The sequence below is a fragment of the Calothrix sp. NIES-3974 genome, from assembly GCF_002368395.1.
Lineage (GTDB): Bacteria > Cyanobacteriota > Cyanobacteriia > Cyanobacteriales > Nostocaceae > NIES-3974.
Genome location: NZ_AP018254.1, coordinates 4,353,653 through 4,378,765 on the forward strand (window position 1 = coordinate 4,353,653; position 25,113 = coordinate 4,378,765).

At 41.6% G+C, this 25,113-nt stretch carries 20 protein-coding genes; 13 read left to right on the top strand and 7 right to left on the bottom strand.

Translation table 11 applies throughout. The features are described from left to right. The first annotated feature begins 135 nt into the window (after positions 1-135). Both tsf and CDC37_RS17505 read left to right on the top strand, forming a co-directional pair. Positions 136-1,077 carry a translation elongation factor Ts gene (gene tsf / locus CDC37_RS17500; protein WP_096623603.1) on the top strand — a complete coding sequence of 314 codons (942 nt, stop codon included), beginning with the start codon at positions 136-138 and terminating at the stop codon, positions 1,075-1,077. A gap of 410 nt (positions 1,078-1,487) precedes the next feature. Next, the gene (locus CDC37_RS17505; RefSeq protein ID WP_096623605.1) at positions 1,488-2,636 is read left to right on the top strand and encodes a hypothetical protein; all 1,149 of its coding nucleotides are present in this window, start codon (positions 1,488-1,490) and stop codon (positions 2,634-2,636) included. 65 nt (positions 2,637-2,701) lie between these two features. Here CDC37_RS17505 and CDC37_RS17510 read toward each other — a convergent pair whose 3' ends face one another. Beyond that, positions 2,702-3,037 carry a XisI protein gene (locus tag CDC37_RS17510; RefSeq protein ID WP_096626355.1) on the bottom strand — a complete coding sequence of 112 codons (336 nt, stop codon included), beginning with the start codon at positions 3,035-3,037 and terminating at the stop codon, positions 2,702-2,704. Positions 3,038-3,288: 251 nt separating this feature from the next. On the opposite strand from CDC37_RS17510, the gene CDC37_RS17515 reads away from it, so the two are divergent. Next, the gene (locus tag CDC37_RS17515; protein WP_096623607.1) at positions 3,289-4,230 is read left to right on the top strand and encodes a hypothetical protein; all 942 of its coding nucleotides are present in this window, start codon (positions 3,289-3,291) and stop codon (positions 4,228-4,230) included. Between the two features lie 122 nt (positions 4,231-4,352). Here CDC37_RS17515 and CDC37_RS17520 read toward each other — a convergent pair whose 3' ends face one another. Together CDC37_RS17520 and CDC37_RS17525 are read right to left on the bottom strand one after the other, a co-directional pair. Next, positions 4,353-6,515, bottom strand: a complete 2,163-nt coding sequence (locus CDC37_RS17520; protein WP_096626357.1) for a Tex family protein — start codon at positions 6,513-6,515, stop codon at positions 4,353-4,355. Positions 6,516-6,548: 33 nt separating this feature from the next. Then, positions 6,549-6,980, bottom strand: coding sequence for a hypothetical protein (locus CDC37_RS17525; protein WP_172892794.1), 432 nt, complete (start codon positions 6,978-6,980; stop codon positions 6,549-6,551). Positions 6,981-7,867: 887 nt separating this feature from the next. Here CDC37_RS17525 and CDC37_RS17530 point away from each other — a divergent pair. From CDC37_RS17530 to trxA, 3 genes are all read left to right on the top strand, one after another. Beyond that, positions 7,868-9,223: a GTP-binding protein gene (locus CDC37_RS17530; RefSeq protein ID WP_231943101.1), complete on the top strand. Its 1,356-nt coding sequence runs from the start codon at positions 7,868-7,870 to the stop codon at positions 9,221-9,223. Between the two features lie 76 nt (positions 9,224-9,299). Then, entirely contained in the window at positions 9,300-10,463 is a 1,164-nt protein-coding gene (locus tag CDC37_RS17535) for a GuaB3 family IMP dehydrogenase-related protein (RefSeq protein WP_096623609.1), read from the top strand. 537 nt (positions 10,464-11,000) lie between these two features. Continuing rightward, on the top strand, positions 11,001-11,324 hold the full coding sequence (gene trxA, locus CDC37_RS17540) for a thioredoxin (RefSeq protein WP_096623611.1): 324 nt from the start codon (positions 11,001-11,003) through the stop codon (positions 11,322-11,324). A 277-nt stretch (positions 11,325-11,601) separates the two neighbouring features. On the opposite strand, the gene CDC37_RS17545 is transcribed toward trxA, so the two are convergent. Beyond that, the gene (locus CDC37_RS17545; protein WP_096626363.1) at positions 11,602-12,576 is read right to left on the bottom strand and encodes an RsmB/NOP family class I SAM-dependent RNA methyltransferase; all 975 of its coding nucleotides are present in this window, start codon (positions 12,574-12,576) and stop codon (positions 11,602-11,604) included. A gap of 454 nt (positions 12,577-13,030) precedes the next feature. Between CDC37_RS17545 and CDC37_RS17550 the strand changes: the two genes are divergently transcribed. Further along, positions 13,031-14,461, top strand: a complete 1,431-nt coding sequence (locus CDC37_RS17550; RefSeq protein WP_096623613.1) for a DUF2157 domain-containing protein — start codon at positions 13,031-13,033, stop codon at positions 14,459-14,461. A gap of 77 nt (positions 14,462-14,538) precedes the next feature. Continuing rightward, positions 14,539-15,231, top strand: a complete 693-nt coding sequence (locus CDC37_RS17555; protein WP_157780776.1) for a GDYXXLXY domain-containing protein — start codon at positions 14,539-14,541, stop codon at positions 15,229-15,231. Between the two features lie 260 nt (positions 15,232-15,491). Here the strand turns inward: CDC37_RS17555 and CDC37_RS17560 are convergent, their stop codons facing one another. Continuing rightward, positions 15,492-16,271: a choice-of-anchor E domain-containing protein gene (locus tag CDC37_RS17560; RefSeq protein WP_096623617.1), complete on the bottom strand. Its 780-nt coding sequence runs from the start codon at positions 16,269-16,271 to the stop codon at positions 15,492-15,494. An 898-nt stretch (positions 16,272-17,169) separates the two neighbouring features. On the opposite strand from CDC37_RS17560, the gene CDC37_RS17565 reads away from it, so the two are divergent. The 4 genes from CDC37_RS17565 (at position 17,170) to CDC37_RS17580 (ending at position 21,159) form a co-directional block, all read left to right on the top strand. After that, positions 17,170-17,505, top strand: a complete 336-nt coding sequence (locus CDC37_RS17565; RefSeq protein WP_096623619.1) for a hypothetical protein — start codon at positions 17,170-17,172, stop codon at positions 17,503-17,505. 490 nt (positions 17,506-17,995) lie between these two features. Continuing rightward, positions 17,996-19,525 carry a photosystem II chlorophyll-binding protein CP47 gene (gene psbB / locus CDC37_RS17570; RefSeq protein WP_096623621.1) on the top strand — a complete coding sequence of 510 codons (1,530 nt, stop codon included), beginning with the start codon at positions 17,996-17,998 and terminating at the stop codon, positions 19,523-19,525. Positions 19,526-19,650: 125 nt separating this feature from the next. Further along, entirely contained in the window at positions 19,651-19,755 is a 105-nt protein-coding gene (locus CDC37_RS17575; RefSeq protein WP_096623623.1) for a photosystem II reaction center protein T, read from the top strand. Positions 19,756-20,145: 390 nt separating this feature from the next. Then, the gene (locus tag CDC37_RS17580) at positions 20,146-21,159 is read left to right on the top strand and encodes a 30S ribosomal protein S1 (protein WP_096623625.1); all 1,014 of its coding nucleotides are present in this window, start codon (positions 20,146-20,148) and stop codon (positions 21,157-21,159) included. Between the two features lie 238 nt (positions 21,160-21,397). Here CDC37_RS17580 and CDC37_RS25675 read toward each other — a convergent pair whose 3' ends face one another. Next, a complete protein-coding gene (locus tag CDC37_RS25675; RefSeq protein ID WP_330220817.1) occupies positions 21,398-21,580 on the bottom strand; it encodes a hypothetical protein in 183 nt (60 codons plus the stop codon). 418 nt (positions 21,581-21,998) lie between these two features. On the opposite strand from CDC37_RS25675, the gene gatA reads away from it, so the two are divergent. Further along, the gene (gene gatA / locus CDC37_RS17590; RefSeq protein WP_096623630.1) at positions 21,999-23,465 is read left to right on the top strand and encodes an Asp-tRNA(Asn)/Glu-tRNA(Gln) amidotransferase subunit GatA; all 1,467 of its coding nucleotides are present in this window, start codon (positions 21,999-22,001) and stop codon (positions 23,463-23,465) included. A 328-nt stretch (positions 23,466-23,793) separates the two neighbouring features. Here gatA and CDC37_RS17595 read toward each other — a convergent pair whose 3' ends face one another. Further along, complete coding sequence (locus CDC37_RS17595) at positions 23,794-24,702, bottom strand: helix-turn-helix domain-containing protein (RefSeq protein WP_096623633.1); 909 nt, start codon at positions 24,700-24,702, stop codon at positions 23,794-23,796. Positions 24,703-25,113 lie beyond the last annotated feature (411 nt).

Sequence of the window (25,113 nt, forward strand, 5' to 3'; positions counted from 1 at the left end):
CTAGTCTGCAATCATCCCTGACGTTATACACTCCGACGCAAGGCTTGCGCCAATGTGAGAGTTGATAACCGTTAGGAAGCGGCCGCAAATCAGGACTAAATGTGTAATTATTAGTCGAGTAGGAATTGAGGCAATATGGCGGAAATATCTGCAAAACTAGTCCAGGAACTGCGCCAAAAAACAGGTGCAGGTATGATGGACTGCAAAAAAGCACTCAAAGAAAACGACGGAGACCTGGAAAAAGCCGTCGAATGGTTACGACAAAAGGGTATTGCCAAAGCGGATAAAGCCGCCGGAAAGGTTGCAGCAGAAGGATTGGTTGATACTTATATTAGCGACAGTGGTAATGTGGGAGTGTTAATTGAGGTTAACTCCCAAACTGACTTTGTGGCACGTAATGACGCGTTTAAAGTCATGGTGCAAAATTTGAGTAAGCAAGCTGCTGATGCAGATTCTGTGGATGCACTCCTGTCTCAACCATACATCGAGGACTCGAACCTCAAAGTGGAAGATTACATCAAGCAACTAGTCTCCCAGTTAGGCGAGAATATGCAAGTGCGTCGCTTTATCAATTACAAATTAGATGGCAAACCGGGGGTAATTGATAGTTATATTCACACTGGTGGACGTGTGGGAGTGCTGGTGGAGTTAAGTTGTGAAAAATCTGATGTTGCAGCTAACGAAGAGTTTCGCGCTTTAGCTCGCAATATCGCTATGCAGATTGCAGCTTGTCCAAACGTAGAATTTGTCGATGTTGAGCAAATTCCTGCCGAAATCGTCGCTAAGGAAAAAGCGATTGAAATGGGACGGGATGACCTCGGTAATAAACCCGAAAACATCAAAGAAAAAATTGTCCAAGGTCGGATTGATAAGCGTTTACGGGAAATGACGTTGGTCGATCAACCCTATATTCGTGACCAAAGTATTACCGTGGAAGAGCTGATTAAACGAACTGGTGCTGAATTAGGCGACACAATCAGTGTTAGTCGTTTTGTTCGTTACGTTTTAGGTGAAGGTATCGAAAAAGAAGAGACTAATTTTGCTGATGAGGTAGCAGCTCAAATGGGTAAGAAGTAAGTAGGATGAGTTTGTGATTAAATTAATCAAACTCAAACCTTTAACCTTCGGGTTTCTCACAAATTCCGAAAACTTTTAGGGAGTAGCCATCTTCAAGAGAAGCCTTTACATGTCTACACTACCCACTATTTCCTACTCCCTTTCTAGTCAGGGGGTGGGGAGTAGGAGTTGTAGAAAATCAACTGGTTGCTCGACACCTATGGCTTATTCGTGAGAAACGCTTATAACCAATGTTTCAACATGTATCAGGTAGGGTAGATTCATGGAATTTCTATCCTGCCTAATTCTTGCATTATATAGATTTTTATTTTGATTAATTTTTGATTATTTTTTTGAGTAAAGTAAATTTGAGTCAATCTGTGGTGTGTGTTGGAGAAGCCGAAAACAATATATCTGGATAAGAAAGTGATATGGTCAGAGCAATTGAACGAATTGAACAAGATATTAAAGCATTAGAAGCGGAAATAAGTGCGATCGCAATTCAATTACATAGTAACTACACACGCTATTTTACCGCACTGGGTGCTGCTGTACGCCAACAATTAATTCTTGCTACCTATCATCTTTGCACCCAAGCATATCCAGAGGCTTTTCTTGCTCTTTCTCTGGGTCAACGCCAAAGTTTACAGCAATCGATTCGCCAAATTGGTAGCGATACTGCTGCGAAGTTCATGCAATACACGAAAACCGACCGGGAAGTTAGCGAAAATTCCGATGTCAACCCGGAAAATAATCCTGACGAAACTGGGGTGGAAGCTTCGATTTTAGAATCCCTATCTGCGGCCATTGTGGAAGCGATTGGTTCTGCCGATCAATCCTTGGGTAATAATCGTGATGATGCTGAGAAATCAGGGCTACCCACTATCAAAATTGCGAATATTTCCCAAATTAATGAGGTTGAGGATATTGATTTTGATGGTGAATTGACAGGAGATAATTCCTTAGATGAGGATGAAAATGGGGAGGAAGAAAATCAAAATCAACTGGACTCCAGTCAGGAAAAACAAAAAAAAGTGATAGATAATTTACGTCGCCAATTTCGCCAAGCTCGTAAAATTGTTATTCCTGGACACCTGTTGCGGGTTTTACCCTTTCCGAGTGAATCAACAAATCCCACTGATTTACTCAAGTGGCAGCAAAGTATTGAATTCGCTACACAACAAACCATTAAAAAAACCTCCCATGAGGCGAATTTAACTCTCCAAAAAGCAGGAATTTTGTCCAAGAAAATCCCTGAACCAATTTTAAATGTGGCCAATTCCGCTTCCGATTCTGCCACTGAAGTTATTCCCGGTCCCCCCAATCTCCTCAATTTAGTCATCGAGATGGATGAGGAACAAAAGGGGGAGGAATCCCAATTTACTCCAATTACAATTATTAACCTTCGTTTAGCTGAAATCGAATTTGCCGATTCCAGTCTTTCCCATGAACGGAAAAATATTCGCAATATCACAATGCAACTACAAAAGTTAAAGCGGGATTATCAAAATAAACTGCGGGAACGTTCAATTGCCGAAGCAGAAGCTGCTTGGCGTGCGAGTTGGTATGAGGATAGGTGAGCGATTTTTGATTACCCTACGGGTAGGTGCAGCAAAGTAAAGTATAGATACCAATTGATTCTCTCTTAACCCACTGCAAACCCCGTGTACCACCTTATCAAAGGTTCGTGAAATGCTAAAACAATATCTGACTTTGGTACTCCCAATTTCACTAATTCATCAGCAATACCAATTTCCGTACCATCGTGCTGTATCCAAATCTTCTCACCTTTAATATCCAGATGTAATACACAACCATACATTGGCTTGCGATTCTTCCAACCCGTATATACAACTTGATAATGGTCTCGATCTGTGTCAAATACTAATTCTGTTTCCGCTTCTCCATCTGAAGGACTAAGACTGGCATAATCAGTTAGTAATTGTTTGATACAAGTGCGATAGCGTTCTAGTTTTTCCATTTTATTATTTTTTATCATTAAATCACGGAACAATGTCCAAGATAATAGTTTTATTTTATACCTTGAGTTTCCCGTTTACTCCGAATTGAGTCAAAAAATATCAGTGATTCATCCATAGATATCCCCACAAAAGCTAAAAATTGATTGTATTTCCTAAAAGAATTGATCAACACCACCATATTTCTGCGATGTGGACAATCATCAAAAACCTAGCCATCATAGATATTACCTAAGCACAAGCACTGTTAACGATGGTTAGCCTTCAACAGAATACCGACTTTACCCAAAGAGTAAACAATCACCATTTGCAAAAACTAGCTCGATTTCGGTGGTATCGTCAGCTGATTAGTCAGTATAAAAAGCAGAAACAATTACACAGAAAATCCATCGGATTTTACCCTCCCATTACTCAAGATATTTGTGTATATAATCATCCACTTGATATCACCTCTATTACCTCCATCCTGCAACAAAAAGGAGTCTATTGTGGATTAAATTTAGATCCGCAACTGGTTCAAGACATTTTACATTTTGCTCAATCTAATCCCTGTGTTGACCCGAAGCAAAAATCTGGTATTAGTTTTTATGCTCATGAGTACAAGCAAGTGAAAACAAATACCAAAATTTACCGAGGATTAGTGACCAACACACAAACATGTGTAGCAATTAGGACAATTACCTATCATGATTCATCCCTCGCTTTAGCAACCAGCTTTCTGGGTTATTCTCCCAGCAAAATTACTACCCATCTCACCTGGAGTTTCCCCGTATCCCCCACAGATACGGAAGTATATCAGCAATATGCACCGACCAACTGGCATTATGATGTAGTAGGAGAAGAATCCTTGACCTTAAATTTCTATATCACCGATGTGATGGATGGGGAGTCAGGACCCCATGAATATATAGAAACAAGTCATGGTATTTATACTCCCTGGCAACTGCGATTTTCTGGTAATATTATTAAGCCGCAAACCATAAGCAAATATTTTTGCGATCGCGCAGCGACTCCTGTGGAGTATCGCGCAGCGACTCCTGTGGAGTATCGCGCAGCGACTCCTATGAAGTATCGCATTCCTATTTCTGTGTTCGGTGCTGCTGGATTTGGGTTTGCAGAGGACCCCAGTTGTATCCACCGTGTGAAACCACCAACTTCCCAAAGTCGCTTAATCCTCCAAATTCGCTACAGCTAGGATAGGGTGGGAAATGATTGTTGAACCATTTTTGGGCATAATTCTGGAATACAGAGACGTAGCATTGCTACGTCTCTACATCTGTACGATAATTTTGGTTTCCATAACCAATTTTCCCGCGATTAATTTTGCTTCACGGCTTTCATCGATAAACCAATCCGTCGCAGTTTTTCATTTACTTCCAAAACCTGTACCTTCACAACCTGTCCCACCTTGACAAATTTCTTCGGGTCATCCACAAAGGTATTAGCAAGTTGGGAAATATGGACTAAACCATCTTGGTGAACACCAATATCTACAAATGCACCAAAATTCGCCACATTTGTGACAATTCCCTCTAATTCCATTCCCACTTTTAAATCAGAGATTTCCTTAATTCCTTCGCGAAATGTGGCATATTTAAATTCTGCACGGGGGTCTCGTCCAGGTTTTTCCAATTCCTGGAGAATATCCCGTAAAGTTGGTTCTCCAATCGTCTCTGTTACATATTTTTTTAAATCTGTTTGTTTCAGCTTTTCAGCAATTTGAGTCACTTGATGTAAAGGTACTCCTAAATCCTGGGCGATCGCTTCCACCAATTTATAACTTTCCGGATGCACAGCAGTATTATCCAGGGGATTTTCTCCCCCTCGAATCCGCAAAAATCCGGCTGCTTGTTCAAAGGCTTTTGCTCCTAGTTTCGGTACTTTCAGAAGTTGACGACGATTTTTAAAGGCACCATTTTCATTGCGATAGGTGACAATATTATTCGCCACATTTGCAGTAATTCCAGAGACAAATGTCAACAATTCTTTCGAGGCTGTATTTAAATCCACACCCACATAGTTGACACAACTTTCAACGGTTTCATCCAGTTTCTTTTTCAATAACTTTTGGTCTACATCGTGTTGATATTGTCCGACTCCAATCGACTTGGGGTCAATTTTCACCAATTCTGCCAACGGGTCTTGTAAACGTCTGCCAATACTAATTGCACCCCGTACCGTCACATCTAAATCAGGAAATTCCTCTGCGGCTAACTTACTAGCTGAATAAATGGATGCACCCGATTCATTCACAATCACCTTAATCGGTTTTTTCTCTAACTTTTGCAAAACTTCCGTGACAAATTCATCGGTTTCCCGTGATGCAGTTCCGTTTCCAATCGCAATCAATTCAATGTGATATTTTTGAATTAAATCCAATAAATCCTGTGTCGCTTTTACCCTTTGTGCAACTGCTTGATGGGGAAAAATTGCCTGATATTCTAAAAATTTCCCCGTCTGGTCTAACACCGCAACCTTACAACCAGTTCTAAACCCTGGATCAATCGCTAAAGTTGGTTTCATCCCCGCAGGTGCAGATAATAACAACTCCCGTAAATTAGCCTCAAAGGTCTGAATTGAAGCAATATCCGCAGCCAATTTTTTCTCCGCAATCACTTCAGTCATCAAAGAAGTCTTCATCAAGCGATTAAATGCATCCTTGAGCATTGCTTGATAGAAACTGCGTAGAGGGGGATGTTTTGTTTTGATTTCCTGACTTTCCAAATAGGATAAAACCACATCCTCATCATAACTAATTTCAAAACTGAGAATCCCTTCCTTTTCACCCCGACACAAAGCGAGTAAATTATGGGGAGCAATTTTACTTACACTAGCTTGAAAATTGCGATACATCTCATACTTGGTCGTTCCTTCCGGATATTTTTCTTTGATCCAGGAAACAAACACCCCTTCTGTGAACAAATAATCCCGAATATAAGCTCGTAATAGGGCTTTTTCTGCAACTTCCTCCGCTAAAATATCCGCAGCACCCCCGAGAGCATCTTCAACACTAGTAACACCCTGTTCCTGATTGATATACTTCCTCGCTTCCCCTTCCAAGGGAACCACAGCTGCGTTTTTTTGGTTTAAACCCTTGATAAATTCCGCTAACCCCTCTAACCCCTTTTCCCGTGCAATTGTTGCTCTTGTGCGACGTTTCGGACGATAGGGTAAATATAAATCCTCTAACTCATTTTTTTGTAAACAAGCAACAATCTTAGCCTGTAACTCATCGGTGAGTTTACCTTGTTCGGCGATCGCATTTAAAATCGTCTGCTTCCGTGCTTCTAATTCCGTCAAATAATTGTATTGATCCAACAAATCCCGTAACTGCACCTCATCCATTTCCCCGGTACGTTCTTTCCGATAACGAGCAATAAACGGTATCGTCGCACCTTCCGCAAATAATGCTAAAGCATTTTCCACTTGAAACGGTTTGAGATTTAGCTCTGTTGCAAGATATTCAGGAATATTCAGCATTTGACTACCAAACAAAAATCAGGTTTTTTCTTTTTATGGGTTTTGCTGCAAGTATAGATTGTCACAGTAAAGAGTCCACATCGCACCAAACAGAGCGCTAAAGGAACCTGCGATCGCTGCTGTAAAACCCCACCCCAATGGTCCCAGGAGGTTGGTTAATTCTTTTAAAGCCGCAGTGGTGGCTTTCCCAGCAATGTAAGCTGCACCCGCTCCGACAATACTAACTAAACCTAGTTCGGTGAGGATTTCCACGACGTTTTTTTCGCTTAAATCCTCCTCAAAATAGGTTTTCCAAATTCTTGTATACATCAAAATATCCGATGCCGTTAACAGTAACTGTCTCGGTAATTCCCCTCCCGGTGTCGGTGCTGCGGATGCTGTTCCACTACCGACTGCGTAGGTGGCGATCGCTAATGCTGCATCTAGTCTTTTTTTACCCAGTTTGTTTGAGTTCTGATTTTCCATAGTCATTAAAAAAAAGGAGTAGGTCGGGACACGATATATCACGTCTGTTCTGAGTAGAAAGCAGGAAAGTTTAATGAATTAATACATTAATCACAATCGGGTTTGGGCTGTTCAAATCGCCGAAATACCCTTTGATTCAGCTTTATCACTATGGGCAGAGATTCTTTCCCATCAGAATAGCTAACTGCTTGGTGTATATCCATATACTTTCAATAGGTCAGTCCTCTGTACAACCAAACATCAGTGATGCACGCCTATTATGACATTTTGATTCACTGCTTGACTAGAACAAATATATGCAGTACATTTGTTCATAACCTTTCCGAGAGGATACCGAAATCGCGATTTTGACCCATACCCGGTTATTTTTGAGGTGGCGAGAATAAGTTCTCTTGTAAAGCGTTCCTGGTTGCTCCAGGCTAGCTATTAGCGAGATTTGATGCTGATAGTTAGCCTTTCTTTATGGGGGGTTGGCAAGGGTTGAAAGAAGCTCTGGTTTCAGTTGTTATCTCAATAACAATGGCAGCAAATTTACTGGAAAAACAGGGTTTATACTATTCACTCAAATTTTGATACATTTTCTGACCCTGCTCCCAAAAGCTTCCTACATGCATCAACTTCAAAATAAAACGGTATTATATCAATTCCCTTGTACTTTGCAATAAATGAAACTAGGATAATCAACGGTTACAGCCCCTGAACGCTATTAGAGCTACGTTCTTCTAGGACGGCTTTTATTTCGCTTGTATATTACATATCGCTGCGCCGGAATGCCATCAGCATCCGGAGACACTTGGGGTGCAGAATGTGGGTTATAAAGATAATATATCGATTATTTTGATTTTGATAGACTAAAAGTCTCGTGTTATCCCGTTGTTGAAAATCCCGTGGTCAATAATCTGCAAGAAACCCACCTCAACCGTGCCCGTGCCAGTCTCCGTCAAGCCCTATCTTGGTATGCTAATCTTCGTAAACCGGGAATGTCAGCAGCTGATGTGGAGTTAGCTGGGGTAGTGAAACCGGAGTTGGAAATTCTCAATACAGTATTGAGTAAATTAGAACGTCACTTGGTCAAAATAGCGGCTTTTGGCTTGGTGAGTCGGGGAAAATCGGCGGTACTAAATGCTTTGTTAGGACAAAAAGTCCTACAAACAGGTCCATTAAATGGAGTCACCCAATATCCCCGGTCGGTGCAATGGGTTCCCAGTGATAAAATTCAGGTCGAGTTAATTGATACACCGGGTATTGATGAAATTGGTGGTGATGTGCGGGCACAAATGGCGAGGGATGTGGCGCAACAGGCAGACCTAATTCTGTTTATCGTGGCAGGAGATATCACCCGGACTGAGTACCAAGCCCTAGTAGAACTACGTAAATCCCAAAAACCATTAATTCTCGTTTTTAACAAGATAGACTTGTATCCTGACACCGACCGGGAAACTATTTATCGGAATCTCCAACTGTTAGGAGCAGGAAACCCCTTAGAACAACCATTACAACCCGATGAAATCGTCATGGTGGCTGCGGAACCAGCGCCCATCGAAGTCCGGGTTGAATATGCCGATGGTATGGTTAACTACGAATGGGAAACACCCCCAGCCCAAATTGAGGATTTACGGCAAACCATCCTGAAAATTTTGAATCGGGAAGGAAGGTCCTTACTCGCCCTGAATGCATTATTACAGGCACGGGAAACGGAAGCACGCATCGCCAAAAAAACCATTGATTTACGCAGCGAACAAGCTGAAAACCTGATTTGGCAATTTACCAAATATAAAGCCCTGGCAGTTGCTTTAAACCCAGTAGTGATTTTAGACGTAGCTGCCGGAGCGATCGCAGACCTAACTTTAATTCGCTCCCTAGCCAAATTATACGGTTTACCGATGACAGGCTACCAAGCCAGTAAAATTTTACAAACAATTTTATTTAGTTCCGGTGGTTTACTCCTAGGGGAAGTCGGGACAAGCATTATCTTTGGAGTTGGTAAAAGTGCAGCCGCGATCGCATCCGGAGACAACCCCGTCAACCTCACCGCATTTGCTAGTAGTGCGATCGCTCAAGGGGCAATTGCTGGCTACGGCATCTACACTGTAGGTAAAGCAGCCCAAGTATACCTAGAAAATGGCTGTTCCTGGGGGCAATTCGGAGCAAGCACCGTCATCAAAGAAATCCTGTCCCAAGTACCCAAAGACACAATCCTATTTCGACTACGGCAAGAACTAGTGGAAGAGTATAGAATATAGAAATGGAAAAATGTTGTCAAAAGTACCCCACAATTTGATAACCTAGCTTAAACAGAATTTTGGGAACATAGAGAGCGTGGATATTCAAATTGGGCGGGGAAAGGTAGCTCGCAGAGCATATGGAATCGATGAAATTGCTCTAGTACCTGGGAATCGTACCCTCGACCCCGCATTGGCTGATACAACCTGGCAAATTGGCAATATTCAACGGGAAATACCAATTATTGCCAGCGCAATGGATGGTGTTGTCGATGTGAAAATGGCAGTTGAGCTATCGAAACTAGGTGCATTGGGTGTCATAAACCTAGAGGGAATCCAAACCCGCTATGAAAACCCTGAACCTGTTTTAGAAAAAATTGCCTCGGTGGGCAAATCTGAATTTGTCCCCCTGATGCAAGAACTTTATGCGACACCCATCAAACCAGAATTAATTGCTCAACGCATCCAGGAAATTAAAGCACAAGGTGGGATTGCCGCAGTTAGTGCCACCCCTGCTGCTGCAAGTAGATACGGTACAACCGTTGCTGAAGCTGGTGCGGATGTTTTCTTCGTCCAAGCAACGGTTGTTTCCACAGCCCACCTATCTCCAGAGAATGTCACCCCTCTGGATCTGGCTCAATTTTGTCAAGAAATGCCCATGCCTGTAGTATTGGGTAATTGTGTCACCTACGAAGTCACCTGGCAATTAATGAAAGCAGGTGCAGCTGGTGTCCTAATCGGAATTGGTCCCGGTGCTGCTTGTACCTCACGGGGTGTATTAGGTGTAGGAGTGCCCCAAGCAACTGCGATCGCAGATTGCGCAGCTGCCCGTGAAGATTTTTATCAAGAGACAGGTAAATACGTACCAGTAATCGCCGATGGTGGTTTAATTACCGGCGGAGACATCTGTAAATGTATTGCCTGTGGTGCCGATGGTGTAATGATTGGTTCGCCTTTTGCCCGTGCAGCAGAAGCCCCTGGACGCGGTTTTCACTGGGGTATGGCAACCCCTAGTCCCGTTCTACCCCGTGGAACACGGATTCAGGTAGGTACAACAGGAAGTTTAGAACAAATCCTCCGTGGTCCTGCTGGATTGGATGACGGTACCCATAACCTCCTAGGAGCGCTCAAAACCAGTATGGGTACTCTCGGCGCTAAAAATATTCGGGAAATGCAACAAGTGGAAGTTGTCATTGCTCCATCGTTGTTAACGGAAGGAAAGGTTTATCAAAAAGCCCAACAATTAGGCATGGGTAAGTAATACCAATTGGAAAAATAATGCGACACGACAGACGAATGTTGTAGAGACGTAGCAATACTACGTCTCAAACTCCCTAAACAACACCAGTAGCGGGAAAAATATTTTGTCAACACATTTCTGGGGATTGTGGCTCTATCAAGATTTTGTCATCTTGAAGATACCTCGTCAAAGTAATCATCCTTAACCAAAAACTGTATTAAGTTTTCCTAACAGGGTTGTTTTTTCCAGAGCCACCATTCACCCCTTAAAGTTTTTTTTCCAGACTCTTAAACAAGTACTGGAAAAATCCCATATCTCGCCTACAATAGAAATAGCGGAGACGCATGTTTCCGTTCACTCCTCACACCACACTCCGCCCGGACAATGTTCGGGCGGTTCCTTTTGTGATATTTTGCCCAATCCAACTTATCATTCCCAGATGTAAATAAAATCTAAAACTCTCAACAAATGTATATATGTAATTCAGAATCAAGGGTTTTAGCTGTGGTAAAATTTTCACAAAAATCAAAAACAATTTATAGGTAAAGGTTTCAAGGCATGTCAGCAGCCGCACAAGTAACGGACTCTACCTTTAAGCAGGAAGTAATCGACAGCGATGTCCCAGTTCTCGTGGACTTTTGGGCACCGTGGTGCGGTCCCTGCCGGATGGTCGCCCCCGTTGTCGATGAAATAGCCGCACAATACGAAGGGCAACTCAAAGTTGTTAAAGTGAACACTGATGAAAACCCAAACGTCGCCAGCCAATACGGAATTCGCAGTATTCCCACATTGATGATTTTCAAAGGTGGACAAAAAGTGGATATGGTGGTTGGCGCTGTACCAAAAACAACATTAGCTAATACTCTCGCAAAGTATCTCTAATTAAAACTTTTTCCACTCAATTTCGCTATTTTTAGCCGCGTACTTCGTTGGACGCGGTTAAATTTGTATAGCTATATTGGTAAGAAGTTACTATAGGTCTACACGTAGAGCGAGTACTCCAGCATATCATGATGTGATGGGTGAAAAAAGGCAGGTAGTTGTGCTTCAGCGCTTTTATATTAAGTTAAACAGGGAAATAAAATTCATCAAAATTTTCGTAGAATAGTATAGTTGGCATCAAATCAATAGTTATTCCCTGTTATTTCCTGGGTAAATTCTAATTCTGAAACAATATTTTGACACCAGAATCATTCAAAACCTTACAGTTTAAATAATTAACAGCACCAATATTTTGACTATTTTGATCTGTATTCTTAAATAAAACTGTAAAAGCACCCGCACCCAATTGACTAAAGGGAAACATACGATAGCAAGGAACAGCAGACAAATGGGATTGAAATGCTTGTAAATGGGGAACATTTATAGCTTGAAAATTGGGAAAGCGTTCTAAAAACCACTCACAAACTCCCTCATTCTCCTCCTGGGAATAGGTACATGTCATATATGCCAAATAACCTTGGGGTGTAACTAACTGAGCCGAATTAGCTAAAATTCTCTTTTGGCGATTAGCATTTTTATTAATAGTTGTTGGATGAAAACATCCTGGTACTTTCTCCCCTTTTGCCAATAAAGATTGTCCGGAACAAGGAGCATCTACAATCACTAAATCACTGGAATTAACCAGATTTTCTGCCCAGAAACTTGAATCACGACTTACTACTGCCACAGGTTGAATTTGACAGCGTTTTAAATTAGCCATCAACATTCCAATTCGCTTACCAATCACCTCATTACTGACTAATAAATTAGCTTGTAAAAGAGTTTGGGCAAAAATCCCCTTACCTCCAGGTGCTGCACACATATCAAAAATGCAATGAATCGGTTCAGAAATTACCTGCAAAACCGATGCAGCAAAAACTGACGAAAAATCCAAACAATAAAAATATCCTTGTTGATGAAAAGGATGACTTCCTGGTTTAATTCCAGCTGCTATTCGCTCAATAAAATCAGGTTGCCAAGAAGTTGCTGGTAAGATTTCCCAATCCATATCCTGCGGTTTTTGCCGACACCAGAGAATACATGAACCAAAATCTTGAGGAGATAGTAAAGCATTGATAAATTTATCTTGTTCCTGCGGATTGCTGAATAGGCGACGAGCAAGTTTAATTAATAAATTGGAAACTGAGACCATAATAATTGTAAAAATAAGATTACTTTTGCACAAAAATCCAACTTTATACATGATAATAATGCCATACAGTCTATATTAAGACTTGCTAATTGTTATTATCTTGATTTAATCAGCTTCATCGGACCTATTATTGATTGTTTGACTTGGAAATCCCAGCTACCCAATTAGTTCTTGATAGTACAGAGAAAATATATTTATCTGCGAGACCAATCCATATTTCTGTAGCGACTGCTCACTACATGAATCACCAATCCCATTGCAACCCTCCAAATTTATATACAGAACCCATCCAAAATCCAAAATCCATAAACGCGTTGGCGAAAGCCATGCCTTTAGGCTAGCGGATCGACCGAAGGGTAATCCAAAATTGTTTATACTAGTCCCAGAGATACAGAACCAATCCAAAATCTAAAATCCAAAATCCAAAATTGTTTGACCCAATACCAAGGGTATTATGAAATTCGATGATTTTCGTCTCCAACTACGTCATGAAGTCCAAATTTGGCACGATGAAGGTATTATCAATACCATACAATACCAGCAATTAGCTACACGATATCAATTTGATTATTTGGACAATAATGGGGAGATAAAAATTAGTAATATCCATCCCATTCGTGATACAGCTAATCAGTGGTTAATCGCTCTAGGAGGTATTGCTATTGGTACGGGTGTGATTCTGTTTCTCACTGCTAGTTGGCATGAATTAGCACGGGGTTTCAAAGTCATTTTGTTATTAGGAATTTTGATTTTTATTAATTCATTTGGGTTTTTATTATGGCGTAAAGCCTTATTGTCTGGTTCTCGAAAGTTATCACGTAAACGTTTAATTGGACAGGGTTTAATTTTATTAGGTTTTCTCATACTGGGTATAAATATAGTCGTTATTTCCCAGGAATTTAGTTTACAGTTGAGTTTAACGCAAATATATTTACTCTGGGCTGTTGGTGGATTAATGATGGCCTATAGCCTAGAGTTTGCTTGTTTAGCAAGTATCTCATTGATATTACTGGGTATTGCTTATTGGCAGCAAATTAATGGATTTTCAGAATTAATTAATCTCAATAGTTGGGATGCGATCGCAATCCAATATTTGCATTTACCAATATGGATTGTAGGTGTAACTCTTGCCTACATCTGTCGCTCCCGTTGGCTATTTGTCATTGCAGCCATTTTATTTACTGTTATTTTTACCCTCAATTTTCAAAATATTTCTCTTCCAGCCCATTTAGAATCCCTCAAAGCCATACCAATATTTATTATTCCCCCAATCCTCATCTGGACTTATAATGATGCTTTATTTTTCTCTCGGAATCTAAATTTATTTCCTGGTTTACAGAAAAAATTATCATTCTGGATCTTATTAATCTGGTTATATCTGTTCTCATGGCAATGGTTTTGGTTGGATTCACCTTTAGCAATTTTTAATACCTATTTTCGACCAATCCCATTAAATATTTTCCTGGGGATAGATTTTTTAATTATCCTACTACTAATTAGCTGGCAATCATGGTTAATACTGCGTCATCAAAGAATAACAAATCACTGGAAAAATCTCCCAATACTTGGACTGATAATCATTGTTGGGTCAGTTCCAATTTGGCGTTATATCTCAGTGGAAATAGCAGTAACATTTTTTAATAGTTTATTAATGGGAATAGGTGTTGCATTAATCGGATACGGAGGAACCTGGTCAAAACGCTTACCTTTTTGGAATGGCATTTTACTGCTGGGATTACAAATTATCAGTCGCGTTTGGGAATATACAGATAATCTCTTCCTGATTTCCCTGAACTGGATTGGATGTGGTTTATTAATTAGCATTGCCGGAATTTGGTACGAAAACCGATGGCACAAACCAAAAATTTATGCGTCAGATTCCTAAAATATGGAAACAAACCCCGTCTAGCACCTTATTCCTGCTTCTTTGAACATAATCCTAAATCTACGCTCCTCAATCGGATGGCCGTAAATCCCTATCAACACACCAAAGCTCATGCTATTCCCCAGACCCCATCTCAAGTCAACAAAAAACGATCTTCAAATTGGTCTCTATGGCGTTTGACTATTCCCCTGGGTCTACAAACTGGTTTATTATTGTTGCTAACTACACCTCATCTATACATCCAGTTAGTGGGAAACCCAATAACTCTCCATACAGACCCAATTGACCCCTACGATTGGTTACAAGCTCATTCCCTTAGTCTCAACTTACCAATATCCCGTGTGGAAACGCTCCATAAATTACCCGGTTGGCAAGAACTAACTCGTCAATATCCAGGTAGCGACCCAAAATACTATCCTCTACGGGAAGGAACCCGAATTTACCTTACTCTCCAAAAATCCCCAACCCCTGGGTCAAACACCTCTAACCGACCTTGGAAACCCATTGCCATTAGCAGTAACTACCCGGAGCGTCTTGCTCCCCATCAAATAGCCTTGAAGGGCTATTATCAACATGGAATCATCAACTATGGCATGGAAAATTATCCCATACCAACCGTGTTACGACGGCAAGCACAATTGGAATCACCATTATCACACAACATGCGAGCTAGCCAATCCCAACCCATATTAATCACCATTAAAGTCGATCCCCAGGGAAACGCCATACCGATGGAAATGAAAATTGGCGATCGCATTTACAAATTTTAATCTCGATTGCAAAAATCAGATAAAAAAGGTGGGTATAATGCCCACCATATCTTTACATTATCAATCAACTAATACAGCGTGGATGGCGATCGCAGAAATTTTCCCTCGTACCCATGCTCCCCGTGGGTGCAGAACCTACGAGGTTCCGACCTCGTGAATGAAGGGCAGTATAGCTGACTAAGTAACCACCCAGAGCGTAGTCACTAGATAGATAAAAGCTCTGACTAAATTAACACTCGGTTTATTTCCACAAACCTGTACTAGTACAACTTTGGTTTGCGATCGCGGAAATTTGCTACGAAATTTTCAGTTTTACCAGCTAAACGACAATTTTTCAGCCATAAACCCATCCCAACCACAGTCAAAGCAGCAATCGATAAAGATGGTTCTGGAACTTTTTTATTGATTGGTTCTGGTGTAATTGTTCGTTTTAGTGGTTCATATTCATACACAACTTTCAGCTTTGCTCCAGCAAAGGTTTGAAAACCAGCTAGTAAATTGCCTGCACCTGTTGCTTGAGATTTACCATCACCAAAAACAGGTAAATTAATATCCCCTAAACCAATCAAAAAATCAAATCCATCATTTAAAATCAACTGCTCCGTCTTCGTATTTCTTAAACCAGTAAAGGTTTTGACAGAGCTACCAATAAAATCTAAATCCCCATCTCCCGCTAAAAAATTCTCCGAAACACTAGCAGCAGGTAAAACAGCTAATAACTCTCTCCCATCTGGATAACGGACACTCACATCCGCACCTAAACTTGCCGTAATAAATGCTGCTGCGGCATCTCCATTTTCAATTTTTACTGAACCTTCCACTTCACCAGTAAGGCTAAATAAAACACTTTTTAAACTTCCCAAATCCGGATTGAAAAGAGGAAAACTCACAAATTGATTCCTCAACTGTGTCCTTTGTAGAGGAATATAATCTTGATAACTTAATGTCTTCAAACTAGAAGCATTTGCCATCGAAATTGGAGCAAAAGACCCAATCGCCATGAATATCACAGCTTTGAATATCGACATCTGGTAATGCATACGTAATTCCCTATTTTCGGTAAATACTGCCCGGTACTTCTCTGTAGATAAAATTAATCATCCCTTAGCAGCCTATAGCAATTTCCTCTACCTAGGCAATAATACGTAAGCAGCTTAATGAAATCTTGATTAAATATTCCTGTAATTCCCGAAAATAAGTAATTATTTAAAGTTATCAGTAAATCCAGATGAAAATCTTATTGAAATTGTATAAAAACAAGGGTATTTTTTCTGACTTTTACCTTAAACTCATTCCAACTCATTAATTGCCAAAAATTCAACTTATCCCATAAAAACTAGATGAAAGCTTCATCAAGATTCAATAAATCCAAGGGTACATCCCAGCTTTTATTGTTAGATCAAAGAATAATTTTGTCATTGCATTGAAAGTACGACCTTTAGCAATCGATGGACTCATTCTAAGTGATGGATTTTGCGATTGGTTCGTTGCAATAGCAATGACAAAATATGTTTTTACATATTTGGGATACTCCCTAAACCCAATCTCCAACGAAAACCGTAATTAATCAGTTGTCATCATGAGACTTGATCCTCATCAAGAACCTGCATCGCCATCTACAAAATTACGAAAACACCAGTCTGAATTCTGGGGGAGGTTTAAAATTACCAAAATCCGTTTTGTCAGGATATAGCAATCAGTTTGTCGTATGAGGGAAGATAGAAACAATTCCCATTTGGGTAATACTCACGATCAAAGCCTAATCCCCATTATCAAAAATTAAGCAACAGACAGAATCAACGAAATCATATCCATATCTAGCTTTTCCAATTACCTAGGCACAAGTTCCCTACCACAGACTAGTACGTAGCTTGCTTCCCGTAGGCTATTACGAACTACGAACTACGAATTACGAATTACGAATTACAAACTACGAACATGAAATATTTCTTTTTATCAGAAGGTTGGACAATAGGTCGAGTATGGGCTTCCGAAGGGCTTTGGCAAGTAACAGCATGGCGGAGACAACCAGAAATCAACCGCATGAATATCTGCCTGATCGAGAAAGATGAGGTGCTATGGCTATACAACGTTGAAGACACAATTCTTACCATCGAGGTGAAACCCACACCCTCCGCTAAAATCAACACAGAAGCCAATCCCATTGGTAACGTCGTCTTAAAACGACTGATGAATGCGGAACAAGTCCTCGAACGTTTAGCAAGCGCGCAGACCCAGTGTTCCCTATCCAACCCCCAAGCAGTAACCTTGTAACAATTCTTAACTAAATTGTCAGACTTGTATTTTTGCTTGATTATCGCGCCAAGCGTTTTTGTGTAAATGGTTTAACCGCTTGCAAACAAATAGGTTATATAGTTACACTTTTTAAAACATTCTCATAAATCGCTTTTCACTTTCAACGTGGAAAAAATTACCCTGGGTAGTTTGAATCCGCTATGGAGTGTCCGCGTTTTCTGAAATAATAAAGAAGATTACAATCGGCATCCTAGTCGGCCAGCCCGTAAACACTTGGGGGAAGAAAACGACAACCAAGGAGTTGTTAAAACCTCTTTCCAGTGCGGTCATAGGCAAAACTTGGGGTAAAAACCCATGTCCCAGACCGGGGTAGCAAAAATCCTCCGTCTTCTGAATATTCAAAAGGCGAAGGTAGTGTCAAGTGGTTTTTTGCAAGTGCAAACACTCGTCATAACTAAAAATAAGAAAATTGCTCTGTAAACAAACTCATCGAGGAGGAGCGTAGTCGATGGGACTACCTTGGTATCGCGTACATACAGTCGTCCTGAATGATCCAGGGCGGCTGATTTCTGTACACTTAATGCATACAGCCCTAGTAGCTGGTTGGGCTGGTTCAATGGCACTATACGAACTAGCAATCTACGACCCCAGCGACCCTGTTTTAAACCCGATGTGGCGGCAAGGTATGTTCGTCTTGCCATTTATGGCTCGCTTGGGTGTTGTTGGTTCCTGGGGTGGTTGGAACGTCATTGGCGACCCCAATTATAGCCCTGGCTTCTGGTCATTTGAAGGTGTTGCAGCTGCACACATTATTCTTTCTGGTTTATTGTTCCTAGCTGCGGTTTGGCACTGGGTTTACTGGGATTTGGAACTCTTCACCGATCCTCGTACAGGAGAACCAGCTTTAGACTTACCCAAAATGTTTGGGATTCACCTATTCCTGTCTGGCTTACTCTGCTTTGGATTTGGTGCATTCCATTTAACCGGTTTATTTGGTCCAGGGATGTGGGTATCTGATGCCTACGGATTAACAGGGCACATAGAACCTGTAGCTCCAGAATGGGGTGCTGCTGGTTTTAACCCATTCAATCCTGGAGGTGTTGTCGCTCACCACATTGCTGCTGGTATTGTTGGTATTATCGCTGGTCTATTCCACCTCACTGTCCGTCCTCCAGAAAGGCTTTACAAAGCCCTACGGATGGGTAACATTGAAACCGTACTTTCCAGTAGTATTGCGGCGGTGTTCTTTGCTGCCTTCGTTGTTGCGGGTACGATGTGGTATGGAAATGCGACCACTCCCATTGAGCTATTTGGACCGACTCGCTATCAGTGGGATCAGGGCTATTTCCGCCAAGAAATTGAGCGCCGTGTCCAAAATAGTCTTGCCGATGGTGCAAGTTTAGAACAGGCATGGTCAGCAATACCAGAGAAACTGGCGTTCTATGACTACGTTGGTAATAGCCCAGCCAAAGGCGGTTTGTTCCGTGTGGGTCCAATGGTCAAGGGTGACGGTATTGCCCAATCTTGGCAAGGACATGCGGTATTTACAGATGCGGCTGGTCGTGAGTTAACCGTTCGTCGTCTGCCCAACTTCTTTGAAACCTTCCCCGTAATCTTGACGGATAGTGATGGTGTAGTTCGTGCGGATATTCCTTTCCGTCGGGCTGAATCCAAGAGCAGTTTTGAACAAGCAGGAGTTACCGTTAGCTTCTACGGTGGTGACCTCAATGGTAAGAAATTTACCGACCCTGCGGAAGTGAAAAAATGGGCACGTAAGGCTCAAGGTGGAGAAATCTTTGATTTCGATATTGAAACCTTGAATTCTGACGGTGTATTCCGTACCAGTCCTCGTGGTTGGTTCACCTTTGGTCATGCAGTGTTTGCCCTATTGTTCTTCTTTGGTCACATTTGGCATGGTGCGCGGACTATTTACCGTGACGTATTTGCTGGTGTGGAAGCCGATATGGAAGAGCAAGTCGAATGGGGACGCTTCCAGAAAGTGGGTGACAAAACAACTCGTCGTAAAGAAGCTGTATAGTTCAGCAGTTTGTGGTTGCTAGTGGTGTTTGGATGTTTCCATTGCTGCGTGCAACCGCTTTCTTGGCTGGAACTGAAGATGATTGGTTTTGAGACAGAAAAACTTGTAATTTGGAAGTTTGTGCTATGGAAAGCATTGCTTACGTATTGATTTTTGCTGTGACACTGGGGATTCTCTTTTTTGCGATCGCATTCCGTGAGCCTCCCCGAATTCAGAAGAAAGAAAAATAAATGGCGATTTACTAAAAATCGCTCTCAAATCGGGCGTTAAGTATGATCTAAAGTCCAAATTTTTTCATATTTTGCGTTAAAGCACTGTTACACAAAAAGTAACAGTGATTTTTCGTGTCAATGTTTAAAATTATTGCTATTCACGGAAAAAAGCCTATAATCGCCAGTTAATTCCCATTTAAATCAAAAACATCCCGAATATCAGCCTATGTCAGATATGAAGCACTTGCAAAATCTGATATAATCTAGTATTTGGAAGTTAATGCAAAACCGCATTAGGTTTTCTGCGCTAGGATGAAACGAAAATGTAGGTGTAGAAAGCGCTTGCATGTACATCGCTAGGAGGCAAAACCACAACCGAGACTAAGAAAACACCAGGAAAACATTAGCATGGTCAATCAGAAAACAACAGCTGAAATTGGATTTACTCACGAAGACTTCGCCGCCCTATTAGATAAGTACGATTATCATTTCAGTCCCGGAGACATAGTAGCCGGAACCGTTTTCAGTATTGAGCCTCGTGGTGCTCTGATTGACATTGGTGCTAAAACCGCAGCATATATACCTATACAAGAAATGTCGATAAACCGGGTTGATGCCCCGGAAGAAGTTTTACAATCGAACGAAACCCGCGAATTTTTTATTCTCACTGATGAAAATGAAGATGGTCAATTAACCTTATCAATTCGTCGGATCGAATACATGCGTGCGTGGGAACGCGTCCGTCAGTTACAAGCGGAAGATGCAACAGTTCGTTCGGCAGTATTTGCCACAAACCGAGGTGGTGCTTTAGTTCGCATTGAAGGATTACGCGGTTTTATCCCCGGTTCTCATATCAGCACGCGCAAACCCAAAGAAGAATTGGTTAACGAGGAACTACCACTGAAGTTCCTCGAAGTCGATGAAGAACGTAACCGCTTGGTATTGTCTCATCGTCGGGCTTTGGTGGAACGGAAGATGAATCGTCTGGAAGTTGGGGAGGTGGTCATCGGAACGGTTCGAGGAATCAAGCCCTATGGTGCGTTTATCGACATCGGTGGAGTTAGCGGTTTGTTGCACATCTCAGAAATTTCCCACGAACACATCGATACACCCCACAGTGTATTTAATGTTAACGACGAAGTTAAGGTCATGATTATTGACTTGGATGCGGAACGGGGACGGATTTCTCTCTCAACCAAGCAACTTGAACCCGAACCGGGTGACATGATTAAAAATCGCGATTTAGTATACGATAAAGCCGAAGAAATGGCTGCCAAATATCGGGAACAACTGCTAGCGAAACAAGAAGGCGTTCTTCCCTCTATGGAACTTCCGGTCGTTGAAGAACCTGCTGTGGAGGAAATTCCCCCAGCGATTGAAGAGGAAATTATTGAAGAGGAAGTTACTGCAACTGAAGATTAATCTGTCTGTCAATTGCTTGTTAGTTCAAAAGGGTTCAGTTATGTTTAACTGAACCCTTTTATTTTAGGGGTTATTTGGGAGGATTTTTGTTTTTGACAAGTTACTGTCAATGATAGTACTATCGGTGGTTGCGACTAAAGGGAAGCAATCTCATCATCACCAAAATACCACAACAAAAGACAAGCAGGGATACCTGTTCCACAATCGAAAATTGGATAATTATTAAATTGGATTACCCTTATTCTTCGACTTCGTGGATGGCAAATTTATGAAGCGGTAAGCTAATAATACAGGAAAAAGTCAGAAAATAGGATAGAGCAGTGGTGATTTTTAAGGTGGTGATAACTGATTCGATGTCGGTATGAATTAACTTTTGTGCGCCAAAAGCAAAACAGTAAATTAACCAATACGAAAAACTCATTTGAAACAAAATTCTCTCGGTTTCTCGCATTTCGTCGTCAAAAGGTTTATATTTTGTGAGGAGTGATAAACCTATAATCGATGCAACAAAAGACACCATAACTGTAAAATCATGGCAGCACATAGTATGAAAACCTCTTGTGATTTATCTTGATTTTCTATATTTCACACCAGTCTATCTGATGATTATTTTCCATTTCAAAATATAGTTACAAAGTGAAATAGAAAGGAGTGTTTATTGTTAAATAATGCAAAGTTTATTTGCAAAAAATATCTGGAACTCATTCATTGACGATGGGATTTTGCCCCTATAAATCTGCTCGACGTTCTCAAAGTGTATTAGAATCAGACATTTGAGCGACAATATCCAAGTTAAGCGCAGATAGATAACTAACAACCTAACATCGGAAATTAATCATATGGCATCCATCCGCGAATTACACGCACAGTTAGTCAAAAAAGAACGTTCAGCAGTGGAAATCACCGAGGAAACCCTGGAGCGAATTCAAGCCGTTGAACCCAAGGTACGTAGTTTTTTACATGTCACAGCAGAAAAAGCTCTGGAGCAGGCACAGGCTGTAGATCGGAAAATAGCTGCTGGGGAAGAAATTGGTCTGTTGGCTGGTATCCCCATTGGTATCAAGGATAATATGTGTACCCAAGGTATCCCCACCACCTGCGCTTCACGTATTCTGCAAAACTTTATTCCCCCCTACGAGTCCAGTGTCACCCAGAAGCTATTTACTGCGGGTGCGGTGATGGTAGGTAAAACCAATCTGGATGAATTTGCGATGGGTAGTTCCACTGAAACATCAGCTTATCAGGTGACAGCGAATCCCTGGGATATTAGTCGTGTACCGGGTGGTTCCTCCGGGGGTTCCGCAGCTGCGGTGGCTGCGAATGAATGCGTGATTTCCCTGGGGTCGGATACGGGGGGTTCAATTCGTTTACCAGCGTCCTTTTGTGGTGTGGTGGGGATGAAACCGACCTATGGATTGGTATCCCGCTACGGTTTAGTCGCTTATGCTTCTTCCCTTGACCAAATTGGTCCATTTGCACGCAGTGTGGAAGATGCGGCAATTTTACTAGGTGCGATCGCTGGGTACGACCCCAAGGATTCAACTAGCCTCAAGGTAGAAGTGCCTGATTATACAGCTAGTCTGAAGCCAGAGTTAGCCAGTGGTGGTAAAAACGGTAAAATCCGGATTGGGATTATTAAAGAAACCTTTGTCGAAGGGTTAAACGGGGAGGTGGAACAAGCGGTCACCGCAGCTTTAGAACAACTCAAAGCCTTGGGAGCAGAAATAGTTGAAGTTTCCTGTCCCCGTTTTGGTTATGGATTAGCCAGCTATTATATTATTGCCCCTTCGGAAGCATCGGCAAATTTAGCCCGCTATGATGGTGTCAAGTACGGCTACCGCAGCAAAGACGCAGATAATCTATTGTCGATGTATACCCAAACCCGTGCTGAAGGTTTTGGTTCCGAGGTCAAGCGCCGGATTATGATTGGTACATACGCCTTATCTGCGGGTTACTATGATGCCTATTATTTAAAAGCTCAAAAAGTCCGGACGTTGATTAAACAAGATTTTGAAAATGCGTTTGCTCAAGTGGATGTATTAGCGTCACCCGTTGCACCGACGACAGCGTTTAAAACCGGAGAAAAAACCACCGATCCGTTGAGTATGTATTTAACGGACTTGATGACCATTCCCGTTAACTTGGCTGGACTTCCCGGTATTAGCGTTCCCTGTGGTTTCGACTCACAGGGAATGCCAATTGGTTTGCAATTAATAGGCGATGTTCTGCGGGAAGACCAGCTATTTCAAGTCGCCTATGCCTACGAACAATCCACTAATTGGCATAAAAAAACACCATCACTGTAGTTAAGGGAATGGGGAATGGGGAATAATGTAGACCCATAAGCGGATCGACCCTAGGGTGTAGGAAAAAACCCCTTTCACTGGTTCTGGTGTCGGTAGTGGTCTGTCTCATTAATTTTGGTGAGTAAAGAAAGGCACGTAGTAGCACTAGTTTACGACAACCCTGCGGGTATAGCGCCTTTATCATCAAGCTTTTTCGCGGCTAAAGCCACTACTGCGAACTCCTCAGAACCTATGGGATAGAGCAGTATTTGATGGATAAAAAATAAAGTACGTAGTTGTGTAAAGAGCGCTTTTCCACTGACCTGTATTTCAAGGATAAACCAGTAGGCTATTCTCCTGTTCCGGAAGAAGATTCCTGGGGTGGGGTTGCTTCAAACCTTTTACGACTAACTGCATACTTTGCACCCATCGGTTCGGGGGGTTGGCCATTCTGACTGACTAAAACTCCTCCCGCGTTTCCCGATTCAACGGTAATGAATTGACTTCCACTCCAAGTTTTGACTTCTCCAGGTTTTAATGTGCCTTCAAATTCTGTTTTGCCGTCAACTTTGACGCGAACCCAAGCTTCTTCTTGAATATCCAATTGAATTTTGACCGCATCGGAGACAATTGGGGTTGTTGTTGGTGTTGCTGTCGGAGTTGGTGTGGGATTCGAGATTAATTCCGGAGTTGAGGTTGCAACTGGGGTGGATATTGGGTTTCCAGCAGGTGTGGGGGATACCTGGACTTCCGGTGTGGTTTCTGGTTTTGTGGGGGTTGGTAGGCTTTGAGGTTGAGAATTAGGTTGATTTTTGACAGGTTTAGAAACGTTGTTAGCAGTTGATTCCCGAACTGATGGGGGTTTAAGGATATAGAAAAGTCCAACTGAGGCGGCCACTACTAAGGTAATAAATACAACATAGGGAGTCACTAGGGATAGGGAAATACCTGTTTTGCTATCCTGTTGTGATAACTTAACTGGTTCCGGTGGAGGTAAACAAGCTTCGGCAAACTCCGCAGCCAACTCTTTTCCGTTTAAGCCAACGGCATCACCAAAACGACGGATAAACCCTTGTACGTAGACTGCTTCTGGCAAATTTTCTGCCTGTCCTGTTTCCAATGCTTGTAGGGCTGCCATCGGTACCAAAGTAGTCATTGCAACTTCTTCTAGACTTAAAGATTTTTCAATGCGAGCTTGTTTTAAATACCCCGATATTGTTTTAAACTTATCCTCTTGAACCTCATTCAACAGCTTCACTTTCTTCTCCTAATTCTCGCCTAATCTCTATCAAATAAATTGTGGGTGTTACGGTTAAATACGGGTTATTTTGTCTGAAAATTAACTTTTGCTTGTCAGTAATGTTATCTTAATCGGCAATAATTGCTCTACCCTATTAGGCTACCAAAATTTGGCTTTTTCTCCCCATGTAAGAGAATTTTTTTCTGAACAAGTATATTGGTTGTAAGTGGGGAGTAGGGAGTAGGGGGTGGGAAACGGGTGGAGGGTAGGTATTTAGGTGTAAAGTGCCAAGATAAAGTTACATGTTTGGTTGTGTTAAACCTCTATGGGAAACTATAGGGGCTGAAGTATAGGTAGGACATTTACTAATTAGTTAATGTTTGTGGGGAAGAAGTTCCAATTCTATTCCCTGTTCCCTGTGATGAAACT

Excerpts from the sequence above, each read along its gene's own strand:
- CDC37_RS17555 (WP_157780776.1), top strand. The coding sequence starts at position 14,539 with ATGGCCGTAAATCCCTATCAACACACCAAAGCTCATGCTATTCCCCAG.
- CDC37_RS17525 (WP_172892794.1), bottom strand. The coding sequence starts at position 6,980 with ATGGAAAATCAGAACTCAAACAAACTGGGTAAAAAAAGACTAGATGCA.
- psbB (WP_096623621.1), top strand. The coding sequence starts at position 17,996 with ATGGGACTACCTTGGTATCGCGTACATACAGTCGTCCTGAATGATCCA.
- CDC37_RS17515 (WP_096623607.1), top strand. The coding sequence starts at position 3,289 with ATGGTTAGCCTTCAACAGAATACCGACTTTACCCAAAGAGTAAACAAT.
- CDC37_RS17580 (WP_096623625.1), top strand. The coding sequence starts at position 20,146 with ATGGTCAATCAGAAAACAACAGCTGAAATTGGATTTACTCACGAAGAC.
- CDC37_RS17505 (WP_096623605.1), top strand. The coding sequence starts at position 1,488 with ATGGTCAGAGCAATTGAACGAATTGAACAAGATATTAAAGCATTAGAA.
- trxA (WP_096623611.1), top strand. The coding sequence starts at position 11,001 with ATGTCAGCAGCCGCACAAGTAACGGACTCTACCTTTAAGCAGGAAGTA.
- CDC37_RS25675 (WP_330220817.1), bottom strand. The coding sequence starts at position 21,580 with ATGAGTTTTTCGTATTGGTTAATTTACTGTTTTGCTTTTGGCGCACAA.
- CDC37_RS17545 (WP_096626363.1), bottom strand. The coding sequence starts at position 12,576 with ATGGTCTCAGTTTCCAATTTATTAATTAAACTTGCTCGTCGCCTATTC.
- CDC37_RS17520 (WP_096626357.1), bottom strand. The coding sequence starts at position 6,515 with ATGCTGAATATTCCTGAATATCTTGCAACAGAGCTAAATCTCAAACCG.
- CDC37_RS17550 (WP_096623613.1), top strand. The coding sequence starts at position 13,031 with ATGAAATTCGATGATTTTCGTCTCCAACTACGTCATGAAGTCCAAATT.
- CDC37_RS17575 (WP_096623623.1), top strand. The coding sequence starts at position 19,651 with ATGGAAAGCATTGCTTACGTATTGATTTTTGCTGTGACACTGGGGATT.
- CDC37_RS17560 (WP_096623617.1), bottom strand. The coding sequence starts at position 16,271 with ATGCATTACCAGATGTCGATATTCAAAGCTGTGATATTCATGGCGATT.
- CDC37_RS17510 (WP_096626355.1), bottom strand. The coding sequence starts at position 3,037 with ATGGAAAAACTAGAACGCTATCGCACTTGTATCAAACAATTACTAACT.
- gatA (WP_096623630.1), top strand. The coding sequence starts at position 21,999 with ATGGCATCCATCCGCGAATTACACGCACAGTTAGTCAAAAAAGAACGT.
- CDC37_RS17565 (WP_096623619.1), top strand. The coding sequence starts at position 17,170 with ATGAAATATTTCTTTTTATCAGAAGGTTGGACAATAGGTCGAGTATGG.
- tsf (WP_096623603.1), top strand. The coding sequence starts at position 136 with ATGGCGGAAATATCTGCAAAACTAGTCCAGGAACTGCGCCAAAAAACA.